This is a genomic window from Candidatus Thiodictyon syntrophicum, assembly GCF_002813775.1.
Lineage (GTDB): Bacteria > Pseudomonadota > Gammaproteobacteria > Chromatiales > Chromatiaceae > Thiodictyon > Thiodictyon syntrophicum.
Map to the genome: position 1 here is coordinate 49,734 of NZ_CP020372.1, position 15,643 is coordinate 65,376.

Sequence of the window (15,643 nt, forward strand, 5' to 3'; positions counted from 1 at the left end):
ACCCCGAAAAACCACTTGTCTTGCTGACCCTTGGCCGAGTCTCAACGACCCCAATCCTGCCACCGCTGCCGCAGATCCACCAGGTGTATGACGAGCGCCAAGAGGAGAAAGAATGACACCCACTGCCAAGCAGCGCCGGTGAGGGCCGCGCGCGCCGCCAGCAACAGACAACTGCCGGGGGCGAGGATCAGCAGGGTTCCGAGCGGCGGCACTGGGCACCGGCCCTTGCGCCACAGCACCATGAGCGTGATCGCCTCCACACCGATCAGAAACAGGACCAGGTCGATGCTGTGCCCGCTTGCGAAGAATTCAGCCATGGTGCGCCCCTCTTGCCTTGTAAGTGATCAGTTTGCCGAGACGATAGCGGGCAGGTACGCCGGGTCCTTGAAGAAGATCCGCACCTGTGCGGTTGGCTTGGTACGCACCAGGCGCTACGACGCCGGTCGTCGCGCCGCCGGGAAAAACGAAGTCCAGCAAGATCTTGCCCTGAACGGATAGGAAATTCAACCAGCCGAAACCGGATACAAAAACCTATAGGGTACGCGGGCATCGCCCCCGCTGCTCTGTCGCGCGTGCGGCGCGTTCGACAGCCGCCGGTTCAACGCCCAGCCAGGTCGCGGCCTGCTCATAGTGATCTTCTTTCCGAGTGCGCAGGAAAAAATCCTTCATCCAATATCTGTTCCTGCGTGTATGGGCAGACTGACGGAAAGCAGTTGATGCGAATGCCAGTCTCTTTTGCTGCCAATCCGGCCGCATCGCCATAAATTTCTTCGATCAGGCCGGAAAGTCCGGACTTGAGCCCCGGGGATTTTTCAAGCCGCCTCGCGATTCGGTCCCGCTGCTCCACGATCGTCGAACGCCAACTGTCACCTTTGAATTCCTTCCAGCGTTCGGAGAGCTGGCCGTATTGAAATTGCCATTTCAGAAGGTGGGCAAGCAATATGACGAGACGGTTTTCCAACTCGTTCCGCTCGCTTCGCCCCATGTCTCTAAGCTCCTCGAGCAAATGTACAATGTCCAAATCGGCAAAACGCCCGGCGCTCAGGGCATCGATTTGTTTATTCGCCCAGGCGTGATAATCACTGCCATAAAGCTCGCTCGCGTCGGACATACGTTAATTCACCTTTACACTGCAACGAAAACAGGCTCACAACAAATGCCTCTACTCAGGAGTTTTGGGCGAGTTCCAGTGACGCCTGATAGGCTCGAAAGAAATGGCCTGGAACGCCATCTTCGATGGGGCGAGGGCCAACGAACTCCGGAAATATGTAGCCAACGATCCCGGAGTTAAGATATTTATCAAATCTTTCGTCGAAATGCTCGATTGCATTTCTGAGGTTCCGATCGTAAAGCGGGCTGAACTTATCGACAGAGAACGCCCGTTTCAAATGTTCGGCCCGATTCTTGTGGCCCTTACGAACTGGCCAGAAGTAACGCGAAAGCGCGGCACCCTGGAGGATGACATTCTGAATCTCGTTGAGTATGTTCTGAGATGGCAACGCCACAGCATCCTCATGTGTCGGTCGCAACGGAAGTTGCTCAAACACCGAAGAAACTCGGGCCATCGAACTCACGGCAGACTGGCAATTGAATTGCATACTGCTGATATAGAATACCTCGTAAGGTGGCCAAATACATTGCTCAGCGTTGTTCATGATGCATAACGTGGGGCCTATAGCGGAGCGCGCGCCTACGGACACTGCAAATGGCACAAACCTGATGGCGTGCGATTTTAAGGTTAGGCTCTGACTCGTCCCAAGCCCAGGGTCAGCGCCAACGGCCGGGAGGCGTGTCGTGCCGCAGACGACGCTCGGTGAGGCACAAGCCGGGTCTGCGAGGGGTTCCGTGGGACCGGCCAGCGAGCGATTGAGGCCAAATTGTAGACTATTTTCCGGATTACAGACCAGCGTGAGCGCAGGCTGCGGGCGGCCTCAGGTGCGGGTCACATGCAGCCGCCGGACGCGGCATTTGGGGTACGGCTAGCCACAGAACGGGGCGGCGGGGGCCGACTCGTTGCCCTGATCCGGTGCTGGCGCGCTGCGGACCCCATGGTCCCAGCCCGCCCCCTCTGGTACTGTTACGTCCAATCCTCGTCGTTACCGGAGTCGCCCGAGAGTGGACCTGTTGCTGCGCCTCGCGGCAGTCATCGATGCCCTCAACCGCCGGATCGGGCGCGCCACGATCTGGCTGGTCCTGGGCTGCGTGCTGCTCAGCGCCCTGACCGCGACCCTGCGCTATCTGCTCGATTGGGGCTCGAACGCCATGATCGAGGCGCAGTGGTTCATGTTCGGCCTCGTGTTTCTGCTCTGCGCCCCCTGGACCCTCCAGGAGCAGGGCCATGTGCGGGTCGACATCCTCTATACGCGACTGCCGCCGCGCGGCCGGGTCTGGGTCGATTGCCTGGGGGCGCTGCTGTTTCTGCTGCCTGTGTCTGTGCTGATCGTCTGGGACTCCTGGGGCTGGTTCCTGCTCTCCTTTCACCAGAACGAGTCGTCCTTCAATCCGGGAGGCCTGTGGTGGTGGCCCATGAAGCTCGCCATTCCAATCGCCTTCTCGCTGCTCGCCGCCCAGGGCGTCTCCGAGATCATCAAGGGTGCTGCGATCCTGATGGGGCGGCGGCCACTGCCGGCCGTCCCGGCGGGGCACTGAGATGACGATCTGGCTCGCCGCCAATCTGGCGCCGGTGATGTTCTCGGCCCTGGTGCTGTTTCTGCTCATCGGGTATCCGGTCGCCTTCTCGCTCGCCGCGGTCGGGATGCTGTTCGGTTGGATCGGGGTCGAGCTTGGGCTGCTTACCCCGGCCCTGCTGCAGGCCCTGCCGGACCGGGTGTTCGGCATCATGCGCAATGAGATCCTGCTCGCGATCCCCTTTTTCACCTTTATGGGGCTGGTGCTCGAGCGCAGCGGTATGGCCGAGGACCTGCTCGATACGGTGGGCCGGATCTTCGGGGGGGTGCGTGGGGGCCTCGCCTATGCGGTGATCTTCGTCGGCGCCCTGCTGGCTGCCACTACCGGGGTGGTCGCCGCCTCGGTGATCGCCATGGGGCTGATCTCGCTGCCCATCATGCTGCGCTACGGCTATGACCGGCCCCTGGCGGCGGGGGTGATCGCGGCCAGCGGGACCCTGGCTCAGATCATCCCGCCCTCACTGGTGCTGATCGTGATGGCCGACGTGCTCGGCCGCTCGGTGGGGGATATGTATAAGGGGGCGCTGCTGCCGGGGCTGCTCCTGACCGGGTTCTATGTACTCTATGTCTTCGGCAACTCGGTATTGCGTCCGCACGCACTCCCGGCCTTGCCCGCGTCGGCGCGGACCCTGCGCGGGCGCGCCCTGGCCTGGCGGATCAGCGTCGCCCTGATCCCGCCGCTGGCGCTCATCTTCCTGGTGCTCGGGACCATTTTCATCGGCTGGGCGACGCCGACCGAGGGCGGGGCCATGGGGGCCGTGGGTGCGCTGCTGCTGGCCCTCGCCAAGGGCCGCTTGACCCGTGCCGTGCTGGTGCAGGCAATGGCCGCGACGGCGAAGATCACGAGTTTCGTGGTCTTCATCCTGATCGGTTCCAGCGTCTTCAGCCTGACCTTTCGGGGAGTGAGTGGGGACCTGTGGGTGGAGCATCTGCTGCTTGGGCTGCCCGGCGGGGCACTGGGCTTCCTGATCGTCGTTAACCTCATGGTCTTCGTGCTCGCGTTCTTCCTCGATTTCTTCGAGATCGCCTTCATCATCCTGCCGCTCCTGGCCCCGGTGGCGGCGAAGCTCGGGATCGATCTGGTCTGGTTCGGGGTCTTGATCGGGGTCAACCTCCAGACCAGCTTCATGCATCCGCCATTCGGCTTTGCCCTGTTCTATCTGCGCTCGGTCGCGCCGCCCGCGGTGCGCACCGCCGATATCTATTGGGGGGCGGTGCCCTTTTTGGGCATCCAGGTGCTCATGGTCGTGTTGATCGTCGCCTTTCCCCAGGTGGTGAACTGGGGGCTCGATACCACCGCGGCCCGCGGGACCCCGACGGAGGTCACGATCCCGGATCAGGGGGGCGGGGCCAGCCTGCTCGATAGTCAGGAATATGATGGGGCGTTCAAGGTGCAGGACGAAAGTGGGAAGCAATGAGGCTGCGGCCTTCATCATCCCGGTTACGCCAGGTTATAATCACCCGACGAGCGCGCGCGACACATCGCCTTGTCGAGCACCCCACATGGTCTAAGCGAGGCACCCCATGCATCCCACAGTAATCGAGATCGACGCCCAAGTGATGGGCGGTACGCCCGTATTCACCGGAACCCGCGTGCCGATCGCGACCTTGATCGACTACTTGGAGGGCGGTGAGTCGATTGATGATTTTCTCGAAGGCTTCCCAAGTGTCCGCCGGGAGCAGGTGATTGGCTTCCTGGAGGAAGTCAAGGAGAAGACCCTTGCCGCAGCTTAGGATACTGCTCGACGAATGCATTGATCGACGACTTGCGCGAGCGCTGCCTGGCCACGCGGTCAGGACGGTGGCGCAGATGCACTGGTTCGGCCTCAAGAACGGTTACTTCTTTCGCCGCATCGCCAACAAGAAGTTGGTCATCGACGACTCTGCCACTCCCCACCAGGCATCGGAGGTCTCCTGGAAAGTGCGCAGCGAGTCATAGATCCCCTTGAAGGCGGGGTTCCTGGCCGACTCTTCGGCATAGACGGCCAGCGCGGTCTCGTAGGCCTTGAGCAGCACGTCGTCCGGGAAGCGCTTGATCACCGCACCGTTCTGCACCAGCCGCTGCATGGCGGGCGGGTTCTTGGCGTCGTAGGCGGCCAGCATCATCATGTGGGCCTCCGCGGCGGCGGTCTGGAAGGCGGCCTGGTAGGCGGGCGGGAGTGCGGCCCACTGGTCCTTGTTGACATAGAAGACGAGTTGGGCACCCGGCTCCCACCAGCCCGGGTAGTAATAATATTTGGCGACCTTGTAGAAGCCGAGCTTCTCGTCGTCCGAGGGGACCGTCCATTCCGCCGCGTCGATGGCCCCGCGCTCCAGGGCGGGATAGACCTCGGCGCCGGGGAGTGTTTGGGGGAGGGCGCCCATGCGGGAGAAGATCTCGGCACCGAAGCCGGGGATGCGGATCTTGAGCCCCTCGATGTCCTTCAGTGACCGGATTTCCTTGCGGTACCAGCCGCCCATCTGGGCCCCGGTGCTGCCGCCCGGGAAGTTCAGGATGTTGTACTCGGCGAACAGGGCGCGCAGCAGTTCCATGCCGCCGCCGTACCAGGTCCAGGCGTTGAGTTGCCGGGCATTGAGCCCGAAGGGGATAGTGGTCTCGAGCGCCAGGGCCCGGTTCTTGCCGAAATAGTAATAGGAGACGGTGTGGCCGCACTCCACGGTGGCCTGCTGCACGGCGTCCAGCACCCCGAAGGGCGGGACCAGCTCGCCGCCGGCGAAGACCCGGATCTCGAAGCGACCCTCGGTCAGTTCGGACACCCGTCGGGTCAGGGTCTCGGCGCCGCCGTAGATGGTGTCCAGGCTCTTGGGGAAGCTCGATGCCAGGCGCCACTTGATGGTCGGGGTCTCGGCCCGGGCCGGGAGGGCCAGACCGGCAGCGGCGGCGCCGATGCCGGCGCTTCTCAGGAAATCACGTCTGCGCATGGCTGGTCCTCGCGACGGGTGGGTGGTCATCGGGGCAGGGGTTTCCTGTCCACCGCGCCGCGGTCGGGCGCGCCACGATTGTAGCGGGATCATCACCAGGGGGCCAAAGCCCGCAGCAGGCAAAAAAAAGCCGCCGCGGTGCCAAAGGCACCGCGGCGGCTTTTTTTTGGCGCGAGGCGCGCTATCAGGCCGGGGCAGCGGCGGGCGCGGTGAGGCCGATGGCCTCGGCATACTTCAGGTAGGTCTCAACCGACGCGATGACGATACGGGCTTCGACGGCGAGCAACTCGATACCGACGAGCGAGACCTTCAACCACGCATCGATCACGATGCCCTTGTCCAGGATGCGGTCAACAACTTCGGCCAGGCTGGAGGAATCGGTGGAGTTGGCGACTTTTGCCATTTTCTTAACCCTCTGAACGTCGGAAAAAAATGCACATGATGTGCGCTGGAAGCGAACCCACCGGGCCTGGGTGACAGCGCGAATCCTTTCGCCCACTTCGCCGGGAATCACCTTAAGCCGCGTCATTGGAGTTGGCGGTTCAGGGGTTCCCGGCATTGCGTCCTGCCGACTCGGTCGCTTGATTAGTAATAAGCATCCGGCGTGCCAGAAGTGATCGCTACTGGTCGCTCTGGTTGGGCGTAGCAAAAACAATCGGTTATAGTGCTATCTGGGGCCTTTCCGCCAGCCTGTCGAAGGGTTCCGCGCCCATTTGCTATGGAATCCATTCCATACCTCTGGCGCTGGACCCCTAGATGACGGGTGGGTGCGTGGGGCCTTGGCGAGCCCATGGCGCGTTCGCCGGCTTGATCGAAAACGCCCGCTACCCTGCCGCGCGAGAGGTCGCTGGTCCGCGCAGCGGACCCTACGGACGCAGGGCCGTAGGGTCCGCTGTGCGGACCAGACATCGACGTTCGCTGACGGGCCGAAATCATGATCAAGGCCCGTCCGTCGACCCGGGTCGCGATATCCTCGACCGACACCACCGCCCGCGACTGGCCGAAGAGCGCCGCGTGCGCCTGGGTGTCGGCCGCGGCGGGACCTGATATCCTCTGGCGCACCACCGCAGTCCCAGCCTCCGGGCCCCTCAGGCCGCCGACGGCCGCGGGATCGCGTCAAACAACCCTGCTCGCGCGTTCATTCGCGTGCATTTGCGACTGAACTCTTTCTGGGGGCGGTTCCATGTCCATGGTCCTGATCGTCTTTGTCGTGGTCTATCTGGGCATGATGCTCGGCCACCTGCCGTGGCTCAAGGTGGACCGCGCAGCCATCGCCTTGGGCGGTGCCGTCGCCCTCCTGGCCGCCTCCAGGTTGACCGAGACCCAGGCCCTGGCCAGCATCGACTTCAGTACCATCGGGATGCTCTTTGGGCTCATGCTGATCTCGATCCAATTCGAGATGTCCGGACTCTATGCCGCGGTGTCGGCGGCCGTCGCCCGGGTCCGGACGCCGCCGCCGGTCCTGCTCGCCCTGCTCATTGCGCTCGCGGGTGCCATGTCCGCCTTTCTCACCAACGACGTGGTGGCGGTTGCCATGACCCCGGTGGTGCTCGCCATCAGTCTGAGCCGCGGCCTGAATCCGGTGCCCTTTCTCCTGGCCATCGCCTTTGCCACCAATGCCGGTTCGGTGGCGACCATCATCGGCAGCCCCCAGAACATGCTGATCGGCGAGCAACTGCACCTCTCGTTTGCGGGCTTCATGGCCTACACCGCGGTGCCCGCCCTGCTGTCATTGGCCGTCGTGTGGCTCGCCCTGATGTTCTTCTACCGCGACCGCTGGCGGCTGGAACGCTCAGCCGCGCCGCTTGGCGTCGCCCCGGCGGCGGCCCCGGATGCGCCCCGATTCGACCGCTGGGAAACCGGCAAAGGCGTGCTGGTCCTGGGTTTCGTCCTCTATGCCTTCATCTTCACCGACTGGAACCGGGGCCTGGTGGCGACCAGTGCCGGGGCCTTCATGCTGTTCAACGCCCGCTTTATGTCGCGCAGCATGCTGCACCGGATGGACTGGGGCCTGCTGATCCTCTTCGTCGGGCTCTTCATCGTCAACGGCGCCTTCCAGGATACGGGGATGCCCCAGCAATTGGTCGCGGACCTGAAGACGGCCGGTTTCGACCTCCAGCATAGTGGCGTACTCTTCGCCGCGAGCGCCATCCTGAGCGACATCACCTCGAATGTACCCACCGTCATGCTGCTCCTGCCCTATGCCAGTGACCCCGCGGCCGGGCCCCTGATGGCACTGGCCAGCGGGCTGTCGAGCAATCTTATTGTCATCGGCAGCCTGGCCAATATCATCGTGGTCGATGCGGCCAATGCCAGGGGGCTCAACATCTCATTTTGGGAGTTCGCCAAGGTCGGCGTGCCGGTCGCCTTGACGACCCTGCTGGTCGCCTGGGTCTGGGTCAGATACCTGATGTAGCGGGCCCGCGCTTCGCTTCAGGTCGAGGTCCGGGCGCCATTCTCAGATCGCGTCAGGCACATTGCAGGCTTGAGGTTGCGCCGCCGGCGTGCAACCCCAAGCCGGTGATCTTACTGGGACGTATTACACGGTTGGCCCCATGCAACGTTATTGCGCACCGTCGCTCCCTCGCTGATCTGTCCGGCCTGCACGGTGCAGACGGAATTGTAGGAGAGGTCGAGAATCCAGAGCTCCTGACCAGCGTCGATCTTGGCGGCCGTGACCGAGGGGTCGCCGTTCGTATTGGCCTGCGGCAGCCGGGTGATGATTTCGTTACTTTGAGACAGCAGCAGTTCCTGGGACGCATAGTTCATGGCCCTGATGCCGATGACGGAGCCCGGGGTCAGGAGGGCCGGGTTGAAATCGGCTGGACACTCCACTGATGTCGGGTTGACGCTCGGCATGGGGGTCGAAAGGGTGCTCACCTGCGCGAACTGGGCACTCAATGCCGCCGCCCCGCCCTTGGCGGTTTCGGTCGGTACGGCGTCCTCGTTATAGAGCCCGAAGCCATTGGGTTCATTGAAGAACTCAAACGCGACCTGCCCGGACAGGTTATCCACCAACAGCGGCCTGCTATAGCTCTGTCCCACCGACGGAAAAGGCCAGCGTGTTCGGGTATTTTGAGAAGGCGTCGATGACGTTGAAGACCCGGTTGCGCAGCTCCGGGGTATAGGTGGGGTTGACCCGGTTGATATTGATTTGCGAGGTCGCCATGCCCACCATGACATAGATGCCGGCGTCCTGCAGCAGGGCCATGACGCGGTCATGGTTGGCGCCCGCATCGACGCTGTACACCCGGATGGTGTTGACATTGAGATCCTGAAGTCGCGGCAGGATTTGCGTCGACATATAGTCGTAGTTGGTATCCGCCAGGAAATCCTTACCTTGGGTATTGGAGGCCAGCGCGACGCCGCGCACGATGAAGCGTTGGCCGCGCGCGTCCTGGAAGGCCTTGCCCTGAACGCTGACAGGACCGGAGAACAGTGAGGCGGGTGACTGGCTGAGCACGGCTGCCGAATACAGGGACGTGACCAGGACCAATGTGGCACCGGCGGCTGATGACTTCATTGCGGATCCCCTTGTTATGATGGCGACGAGGCCTGTGGTGATGGCGAAACACGGGTGACGGATGGCCCGGGATGCAGGAAGCCCCCGCAGCTTAGGCGCCGCTCTCAGTCCTTCTTGCGCTTCCCTCCCGCCTTCTCCTCGCCTACCGCCGAGTGGTACTCGCGCCGGACTTGCTCGAGGTTGACCGTGGGCTTGGGATATTGCAGGTCCATCGCCTCCAGGGCCTCGGCGACGATGTTGGCGACGGCCAGGTTGCGGAACCATTTGTGGTCGCAGGGGATGGTGAACCAGGGGGCCTGCGCGGTCGAGGTGCGCTCCAGGGCCTCGTCGAAGGCGTCCAGGTAGTCGCTGAAGAATTCGCGCTCCTTATAATCGGCGTCGCTGATCTTCCACTGCCGATGGGGGTCGTCCAACCGCTCGGCGAAGCGCCTGAGTTGTTCTTCTTTCGAGACGACCAGGCAGAACTTGAGGATAGTCGTGCCGTTTTCGACCTGGAGCAGGCGCTCCCACTCATTGATCAGGTCGTAGCGCCGTTCCCAGACCTTGCGCGGGACCAGTTTATGGACCCGGGCGACCAGTACGTCCTCATAGTGCGAGCGGTTGAACACGGCCACCTCCCCCTTGGCCGGCGCGTGTTGGTGAATGCGCCACAGGAAGTCGTGCGCCGCCTCCGCGGCGGTGGGCACCTTGAACCCCTGGACCTTGCACCCCTGGGGGTCCATGCCGCCGATGACGTGCCAGCAGACCCCGTCCTTGCCGGCGGCGTCCAGGCCCTGCAGCACGATCAGGAGCGAGTGCTGGTTGTCGCCATACATCTTGCGCTGGAGTTCGCCGAGCCGGGCCTTGGCCGCCGCCAGTTCCTCGTCCGCATTCTGCTCGGCCGCGCCTTTGCCGTGAAAGGCCGGATCGAACTCCCGGAGCCGGACCTTGCTGCCCGGCGCGACGATCAGTTTCTTGGTGTAATTCATGACGCCTGTCCCCCGATGATCGGCCGACGCGGCCGCCCTGTGTGGTGTCACCCTGGGCTAGCCCTGGCCCGCCTCGATCTCGGCAAGCGCGGACTTGAGCGCTTGCATGACGAGGTTGCGCGCCTCCTGTTCATCGACATCGGGCACGTCCCACTCCATGATGCGGACATATTTCTTCAGCATGTGCTGGAAGTCCTCAACGATCTCGCGGTGATAGCGCGCGATCTCGATCTTCTCACTGTTGTCGCTGTCGCCCATGGGTATGATCCTCGTGGTGGCCAAACGGTGGGAGCGGATGCCGGTCATTACCTGACGGTGTCCGGGGCCGGCCCTGCCGCCGACCATGGGGCGGAGGGCCAGGTGTTGCAAGTGACCCCGCGACCGGTCCCGGTGAACTTAGCGCCGCGGTTGCTGCGCCCGCAAGTCGGAGGATACCCAAAATGGGCCTTTGCGACGACCCCGGGTGCCGGCGGCCTGGCGGGGCCGCGCGCGTTGACTCGCGCTGCGCAGCCCACCTAGACTGGGCTGGCCATGGGCTGCAACCGGCCTGGAGCGTCCTGCGGCCGTCCGCCAAGGACCCCATGGGCCGCCCGACAGTCGAATCAATCCTCATCTTGGAGCCAATCGATGCCGCTCTATGCCCTCGACGGTGTTGCACCCTCGCTTCCGGCCCCGGAGCGGTACTGGATCGCCCCGGACGCCCAGGTGATCGGCAAGGTCACACTGCTCGAGGATGCCTCCCTGTGGTTCGGCGTCGTCGCGCGCGGTGATAATGAGGAAATCCTGGTGGGTGCCGGCTCCAACGTCCAGGACGGGACCGTCCTGCATACTGACCCCGGCTTTGCAATCACCATCGGCGCCGGCTGCACCATCGGTCACCGCGCGATCCTGCACGGCTGCACCATCGCCGACGATTGCCTGATCGGCATGGGTGCGACCCTGCTGAACGGGGCCACCCTCGGCCGCCATTGTCTGGTCGGCGCCCAGGCCCTGGTGACGGCAGGCCAAACCTTTCCCGCCGGCTCACTCGTCTTCGGCAGTCCGGCGCGGCGTGTGCGGGGGCTCGATGACACGGAGATCGCGGGAATCAAAAAGACCGCCGCGCACTATGTCGCAAACTGGCGACGATTTGCCCGGTCGTTGACCCCGCTCGAGTGCCGCGGGCCTTGATCATCGTTGCCGGCCGCGAGCGCTCCGTCCGCAACCGGAGGTCGAGGCTTTAGCCGGTGGCGGTTGCCGACATATCCAAGAGAAATCAGTGGTGCCTGCACGCCGGACCGGCTAAAGCCTCGACCTCCAGTGGTCGCAACGGCGCTCAAGGCCCCGTTGCGCGGCGAAGTCATTGCCCTACCCAGGACCTCGGCACCCGGCCGTCGGGGGACCGGTCGTTGGCCTAGCGCCCCGGCCGATGCCGTGCGAGGAAGGCGTCATGCTCCTCCTGGTCCTGAATGCGCTTCAATTCCTGCAGCGTATAACAACCGTCGCCGATGGCGAAGCGGTCCACGTGTTCACTCTGGTGCAGTGCCCGCGCGAGGTCAAAGAGTTTGCGCATGATCGCCTGGGGCTCCTGTTGCTCATTGATGAGACCTTCCATGGTCCCGGTCAGGTCCAGTATCGCTTCACCCGGCATCGCTCGCTCCGCTGCATCTCTTTCGTTGTCTGATCGGATCGTCGCCGATCCGGCGTCTTGGGCGGCAGGCTCAGGGCCACTTGCCGACCGCCGGGCGTGCCCGTCGCGGCGCCGGGGTTACGTAGATCGCCCCCTTACGCCCTCGCGCCGGTGCGCGATCGAGCCCGGACCGACCAGGCTACCGGGCCGTATCTCGCAGTCGGCCGGATGGACAGAATACCGTAGGTCGGCACCCAACCCCAGTTCTTCTTCGGGGTCGAGCGCCGCCACCTGCCTTGGTGGGCGCCAAGGCGGGCCGGATCAGCCTAAGTCCGGAAGTCACTCACGCGGCTTGGGCGGCCCAAAATGGGTATTTTGCGCCTGGTCACTGAGGGCCTATGCACCTTAAATTCAGTCTCCTGCCCGTCTGCCCGCGGGTCACGCGGCCAGTGCAAGGCGACGCCTGGGTCGGCCTGCTTGTGCCGGCCGCATCCAAAGAGGATTATTGCGGCGACGGACCTGCCCCACCTCCTCTGGGCCGGCAGCCGATGCTATGGGCACCGATCCGATCATCCGATCGGCCCGTCCGAACCCTCCAAGCCCGGCGGCGACGCATCACTCGACCTGAGCGCGTGCAGGCGCAAGCGCAGTCCGCCGCATTGGGTTGATCTGCCGCGGCGCCACCACCGCTTGGGGGTGCCGATCGATGTTGGGGGCGGCTGCGAAGCGCCTCCCTTTGTTGCTTACCTGAGGTTATCCCGGAGTCGACCACCATGTCCGAATTTGCAATTTCCCCGCTGCCCGCCGAAGAGGTCGCCCTGTTCGGCGACTTGAAAAGGAACTGGGGCTGGCTGCTCGCCTTTGGCATCCTGTCCACCGTCCTTGGGACCATCGGGCTGGGCTGGACCGCGAGCGAGGGCCTGACCCTGATTACGGTGCTGTTCTTCGGCTGGCTGCTGATCGTCGGCGGCGCCTTCCAGTTGGTCGATGCCTTCTACTGCAAGGGTTGGAAGGGTGTGCTGGTGCATGTGCTGACCGCTCTTCTCTATATCCTGGCCGGGTACCTGATCGTCCAGGACCCGGTGCTCGCCTCCGCCACCTTCACGTTGATCATCGCCGCCGTCCTGATCGCCGTCGGGGTGCTGCGCATCCTGATGGCCATTCAACACCGGGGTTCACCGGGATGGATCTGGGCCCTGCTCGGCGGTCTCATCTCCATCCTGCTCGGCGGTATCATCATCGCCCATTGGCCGGTGTCGGGGCTCTGGGTGATCGGGCTCTTCGTGGCCATCGAACTGCTCCTGAACGGCTGGGCGTCCATCTTCGTCGCGCTTGCCGCGCGCCGCGCGGCCAAGGCGGACGTTGCGGGTGCCGCCCGGGGAACCGCGGCGACCTGATCCCCGACCGGCCCGGCGACGGGCCGGCAACTCACCCAACCGGCGGGACCGACAGCCCAGGCCCGCTGGTGCCGATCGGAGCGAGCCATGATCCGCCGACTTGCGTTTCTCCTGATAGCCGCCCTCATGGGCGCTCCCGCACCGGCCGCACTGGGACCCAAGCCCCCGCCCGTCCCCGTGGCGGACCAGGCGGCGGCCATCGACTACGATCGTGATGTCCAACCGATCTTCAATCGTCGCTGCATCGCCTGCCACGGCTGTCTGGGCTCGCCCTGCAATTTGAAACTGGACACCTTCGCGGGCGTGCAGCGCGGCGCCTTCGCCCTCAACCCCTATGCGAGCCACCTCGGTGCCTATCCCCGCACCGACATGGACGCGGCCTCGACCCTCGAAGAGTGGCGCAAGATCGGTTTTTACCCGGTACTGGCCCAGGACGGCGGCGCCCGGGAGAATCTCGACGGGTCGCTCATGTACCGGATGCTGGCCGCGGGCAGCGCCAACAATCGGCCGGGGTTCTCACGCGAGGCCCTGACCCCGGCCTACGCCAGGCGCTATGCCTACGCCTGCCCCGCCACCCCCGCCGCGCTCGAGGCCCAACTGGCGCAGAACCCGGCCCAGGGGATGCCCTTCGGGCTGCCCGCCATCGATCCCCAGGATTTCGACACCCTCACGCGCTGGATCGGCGCGGGTGCCCCGGGCCCGACCCCGCGAGCGCAGGAAGCAGCCGCCCGGGTCACCCACCCGGAGGCCGTGGCACGCTGGGAGACCTTCTTCAACGACCCGGACCCGCGCCGGCAACTCGTCTCGCGCTATATCTTTGAGCATGTCTATCTGGCCAGCCTGGTCCTCGAGGAGGAGCCCGAGGCGCACTTCCGACTCGTGCGCTCCTCCACCCCGCCGGGGGAACCGGTGGCGATCATCGGTACCGGTCTGCCCTATGACGACCCCTATGCCTATGCCGGGGTGAAGCGCTTCTGGTATCGCCTGCAAAAGGACATCGGGGCGCCGATGCAGAAGAACCTCTTCCTGTGGCGTCTCAAGCGCGCCGACATCGCCCACCTGACCGACCTCTTCCTGGGTCCGGACGGACCAGGTGCGCATTGGGACGCCCAGGCCCCGCTCGACCCGCCTTGGGGCATCGGCAACCCCTTCAGCGTCTTTCGTGCCATCCCGGCATCCGCGCGTGCCCGCTTCCTGCTGGAGCACGCGCAGACGGTCTCCTCCGGCGTCATCTATGGCCCGGTCTGCCTGGGCCAGACCGCCACCTACGCGGTCAAGGATCACTTCTGGGTCTTCTTCCTCGACCCCAAGGCCGATGTCTCGGTGCAGGACCCGGCGCTCGGACTCGCCACCTGGAACACCTTCATGGACCGCTCGATCTTCGGCAACGCCGACTATGTGGATGCCTACGGCAAGGCCTTGGCCCAGTTGCGGCCCCAGGGCTGGTCGGTCGACGCCGTCTGGAACGGCGGCGGCACGGACCGCAACGCCTGGCTCACGGTGATGCGCCACGGCACCAACGTCTCCGTGGTCCCGGGCGCCCAAGGCGGCACCCCGCGCACCTATTGGTTGATGAGCTACAGCGGGTTGGAGCGCATGTACTACGACACCGTCGCCGGGTTCAAATTCTGGGGCGGCGATCTGGGCAAGCTCGAGACCCTGCTCTTCTTCAATTATCTGCGCCAGGAATTCGAGGACAACTTCCTGCTGCTCCTGCCCCCGGCCGACCGCCGGGCGGTCCGCGATACCTGGACCCAGGGCATCGGCTCACTCGCGCTGGACCTGATCCCCTTCGCCGGCGCGGACCAACCGAGCGAGGTCAAGACCGATCCCGCACGGCCACTGACCGCGCTGGTCGCGCAGATCGCACGGCACCTGGGACCCACCATCGCGGGTCCCCCGGACCGGCTCAACCCTGACCTCAAGCCCGTGGTCGATCTCAAGACCCCGCTCGCCACCTACGACGACTGGGAGCGGGCGATCGCCACCCTCACCGTTCTCCAGGGCCAACCCTTTACCCGCTACCTGCCGAGCGTCATCCTGCTGCGGCTCAACCGCGGGCATGAATCGCGCGTCTATTCACTGGTCGTCAACCGCGTCTATGCCTCGCAATACGCCCTGATCTTCCAGGACGGGGAGGCCATGCCGGCGCTCTATTCGCTCAGCGTCTACCCGACGGTCATCAACGGCTTCCCCAATCTGTTCATCGAACTGGACCTGGAGCAGGCGGCGCCCTTTCTCAGCGCACTGCGCGGCGTCGCGAGCCCCGCCGATTGGGACGCGTTCGTGGGGCACTACGGCATTCTGCGCAACAGCGCCCGGCTGTGGCCCTTCTACGACTGGATCACCGCGTGGAATTTCAAACAGCGCAAGGCGGAGGCCGGGTATCTGGACCTGAGCTATTACGACGTACCGCAGTGAGGGCGCCCGGTCGACCGTGCCGCCGTCGGCGATTCCGGCGATGCGTTCGGCAGCAGTGTCTTCCTCGGCGCCGCTTCCTGCCACGAAGGGCAGCGATGCCAAGTCCATTGCCGCCA

Annotated in this window: 17 protein-coding genes; 7 read left to right on the forward strand and 10 right to left on the reverse strand. The window is 64.4% G+C overall.

The window, feature by feature from the left end:
• Positions 1–41 precede the first annotated feature (41 nt).
• From THSYN_RS31435 to THSYN_RS31445, 3 genes are all read right to left on the reverse strand, one after another.
• Positions 42–317, reverse strand: a complete 276-nt coding sequence (locus THSYN_RS31435; RefSeq protein ID WP_100923015.1) for a hypothetical protein — start codon at positions 315–317, stop codon at positions 42–44.
• 308 nt (positions 318–625) lie between these two features.
• Positions 626–1,111 (reverse strand): DUF29 domain-containing protein, encoded by a 486-nt coding sequence (locus THSYN_RS31440; protein WP_100923016.1) that lies wholly within the window; start codon positions 1,109–1,111, stop codon positions 626–628.
• A 55-nt stretch (positions 1,112–1,166) separates the two neighbouring features.
• Positions 1,167–1,655 carry a hypothetical protein gene (locus tag THSYN_RS31445; RefSeq protein WP_157818074.1) on the reverse strand — a complete coding sequence of 163 codons (489 nt, stop codon included), beginning with the start codon at positions 1,653–1,655 and terminating at the stop codon, positions 1,167–1,169.
• Positions 1,656–2,115: 460 nt separating this feature from the next.
• On the opposite strand from THSYN_RS31445, the gene THSYN_RS31450 reads away from it, so the two are divergent.
• The 3 genes from THSYN_RS31450 (at position 2,116) to THSYN_RS31460 (ending at position 4,421) form a co-directional block, all read left to right on the forward strand.
• On the forward strand, positions 2,116–2,649 hold the full coding sequence (locus tag THSYN_RS31450; protein WP_100923018.1) for a TRAP transporter small permease subunit: 534 nt from the start codon (positions 2,116–2,118) through the stop codon (positions 2,647–2,649).
• Position 2,650: 1 nt separating this feature from the next.
• A complete protein-coding gene (locus THSYN_RS31455; RefSeq protein ID WP_100923019.1) occupies positions 2,651–4,105 on the forward strand; it encodes a TRAP transporter large permease in 1,455 nt (484 codons plus the stop codon).
• Between the two features lie 106 nt (positions 4,106–4,211).
• On the forward strand, positions 4,212–4,421 hold the full coding sequence (locus THSYN_RS31460; RefSeq protein WP_100923020.1) for a DUF433 domain-containing protein: 210 nt from the start codon (positions 4,212–4,214) through the stop codon (positions 4,419–4,421).
• 102 nt (positions 4,422–4,523) lie between these two features.
• On the opposite strand, the gene THSYN_RS31465 is transcribed toward THSYN_RS31460, so the two are convergent.
• Complete coding sequence (locus THSYN_RS31465) at positions 4,524–5,609, reverse strand: TRAP transporter substrate-binding protein (RefSeq protein ID WP_100923021.1); 1,086 nt, start codon at positions 5,607–5,609, stop codon at positions 4,524–4,526.
• A 184-nt stretch (positions 5,610–5,793) separates the two neighbouring features.
• Positions 5,794–6,012: a gas vesicle structural protein GvpA gene (gene gvpA, locus THSYN_RS31470; RefSeq protein ID WP_100923022.1), complete on the reverse strand. Its 219-nt coding sequence runs from the start codon at positions 6,010–6,012 to the stop codon at positions 5,794–5,796.
• A gap of 780 nt (positions 6,013–6,792) precedes the next feature.
• On the opposite strand from gvpA, the gene THSYN_RS31475 reads away from it, so the two are divergent.
• On the forward strand, positions 6,793–8,025 hold the full coding sequence (locus tag THSYN_RS31475; protein ID WP_100923023.1) for an ArsB/NhaD family transporter: 1,233 nt from the start codon (positions 6,793–6,795) through the stop codon (positions 8,023–8,025).
• Between the two features lie 110 nt (positions 8,026–8,135).
• Here the strand turns inward: THSYN_RS31475 and THSYN_RS31480 are convergent, their stop codons facing one another.
• From THSYN_RS31480 to THSYN_RS31495, 4 genes are all read right to left on the reverse strand, one after another.
• Entirely contained in the window at positions 8,136–8,624 is a 489-nt protein-coding gene (locus THSYN_RS31480; RefSeq protein WP_157818075.1) for a hypothetical protein, read from the reverse strand.
• 13 nt (positions 8,625–8,637) lie between these two features.
• Positions 8,638–9,132 (reverse strand): glycoside hydrolase family protein, encoded by a 495-nt coding sequence (locus THSYN_RS31485; RefSeq protein ID WP_100923025.1) that lies wholly within the window; start codon positions 9,130–9,132, stop codon positions 8,638–8,640.
• Positions 9,133–9,236: 104 nt separating this feature from the next.
• Positions 9,237–10,100 carry a PPK2 family polyphosphate kinase gene (locus tag THSYN_RS31490; RefSeq protein ID WP_100923026.1) on the reverse strand — a complete coding sequence of 288 codons (864 nt, stop codon included), beginning with the start codon at positions 10,098–10,100 and terminating at the stop codon, positions 9,237–9,239.
• 57 nt (positions 10,101–10,157) lie between these two features.
• Positions 10,158–10,358 (reverse strand): hypothetical protein, encoded by a 201-nt coding sequence (locus THSYN_RS31495; RefSeq protein ID WP_100923027.1) that lies wholly within the window; start codon positions 10,356–10,358, stop codon positions 10,158–10,160.
• A 369-nt stretch (positions 10,359–10,727) separates the two neighbouring features.
• Here THSYN_RS31495 and THSYN_RS31500 point away from each other — a divergent pair, with 369 nt between their 5' ends.
• The gene (locus THSYN_RS31500; protein WP_100923028.1) at positions 10,728–11,270 is read left to right on the forward strand and encodes a gamma carbonic anhydrase family protein; all 543 of its coding nucleotides are present in this window, start codon (positions 10,728–10,730) and stop codon (positions 11,268–11,270) included.
• A 223-nt stretch (positions 11,271–11,493) separates the two neighbouring features.
• On the opposite strand, the gene THSYN_RS31505 is transcribed toward THSYN_RS31500, so the two are convergent.
• A complete protein-coding gene (locus THSYN_RS31505; protein WP_100923029.1) occupies positions 11,494–11,730 on the reverse strand; it encodes a hypothetical protein in 237 nt (78 codons plus the stop codon).
• A 752-nt stretch (positions 11,731–12,482) separates the two neighbouring features.
• Between THSYN_RS31505 and THSYN_RS31510 the strand changes: the two genes are divergently transcribed.
• Together THSYN_RS31510 and THSYN_RS31515 are read left to right on the forward strand one after the other, a co-directional pair.
• Positions 12,483–13,106, forward strand: a complete 624-nt coding sequence (locus THSYN_RS31510) for an HdeD family acid-resistance protein (protein WP_100923030.1) — start codon at positions 12,483–12,485, stop codon at positions 13,104–13,106.
• Between the two features lie 87 nt (positions 13,107–13,193).
• A complete protein-coding gene (locus tag THSYN_RS31515; RefSeq protein WP_100923031.1) occupies positions 13,194–15,527 on the forward strand; it encodes a fatty acid cis/trans isomerase in 2,334 nt (777 codons plus the stop codon).
• Positions 15,528–15,643: the final 116 nt, after the last annotated feature.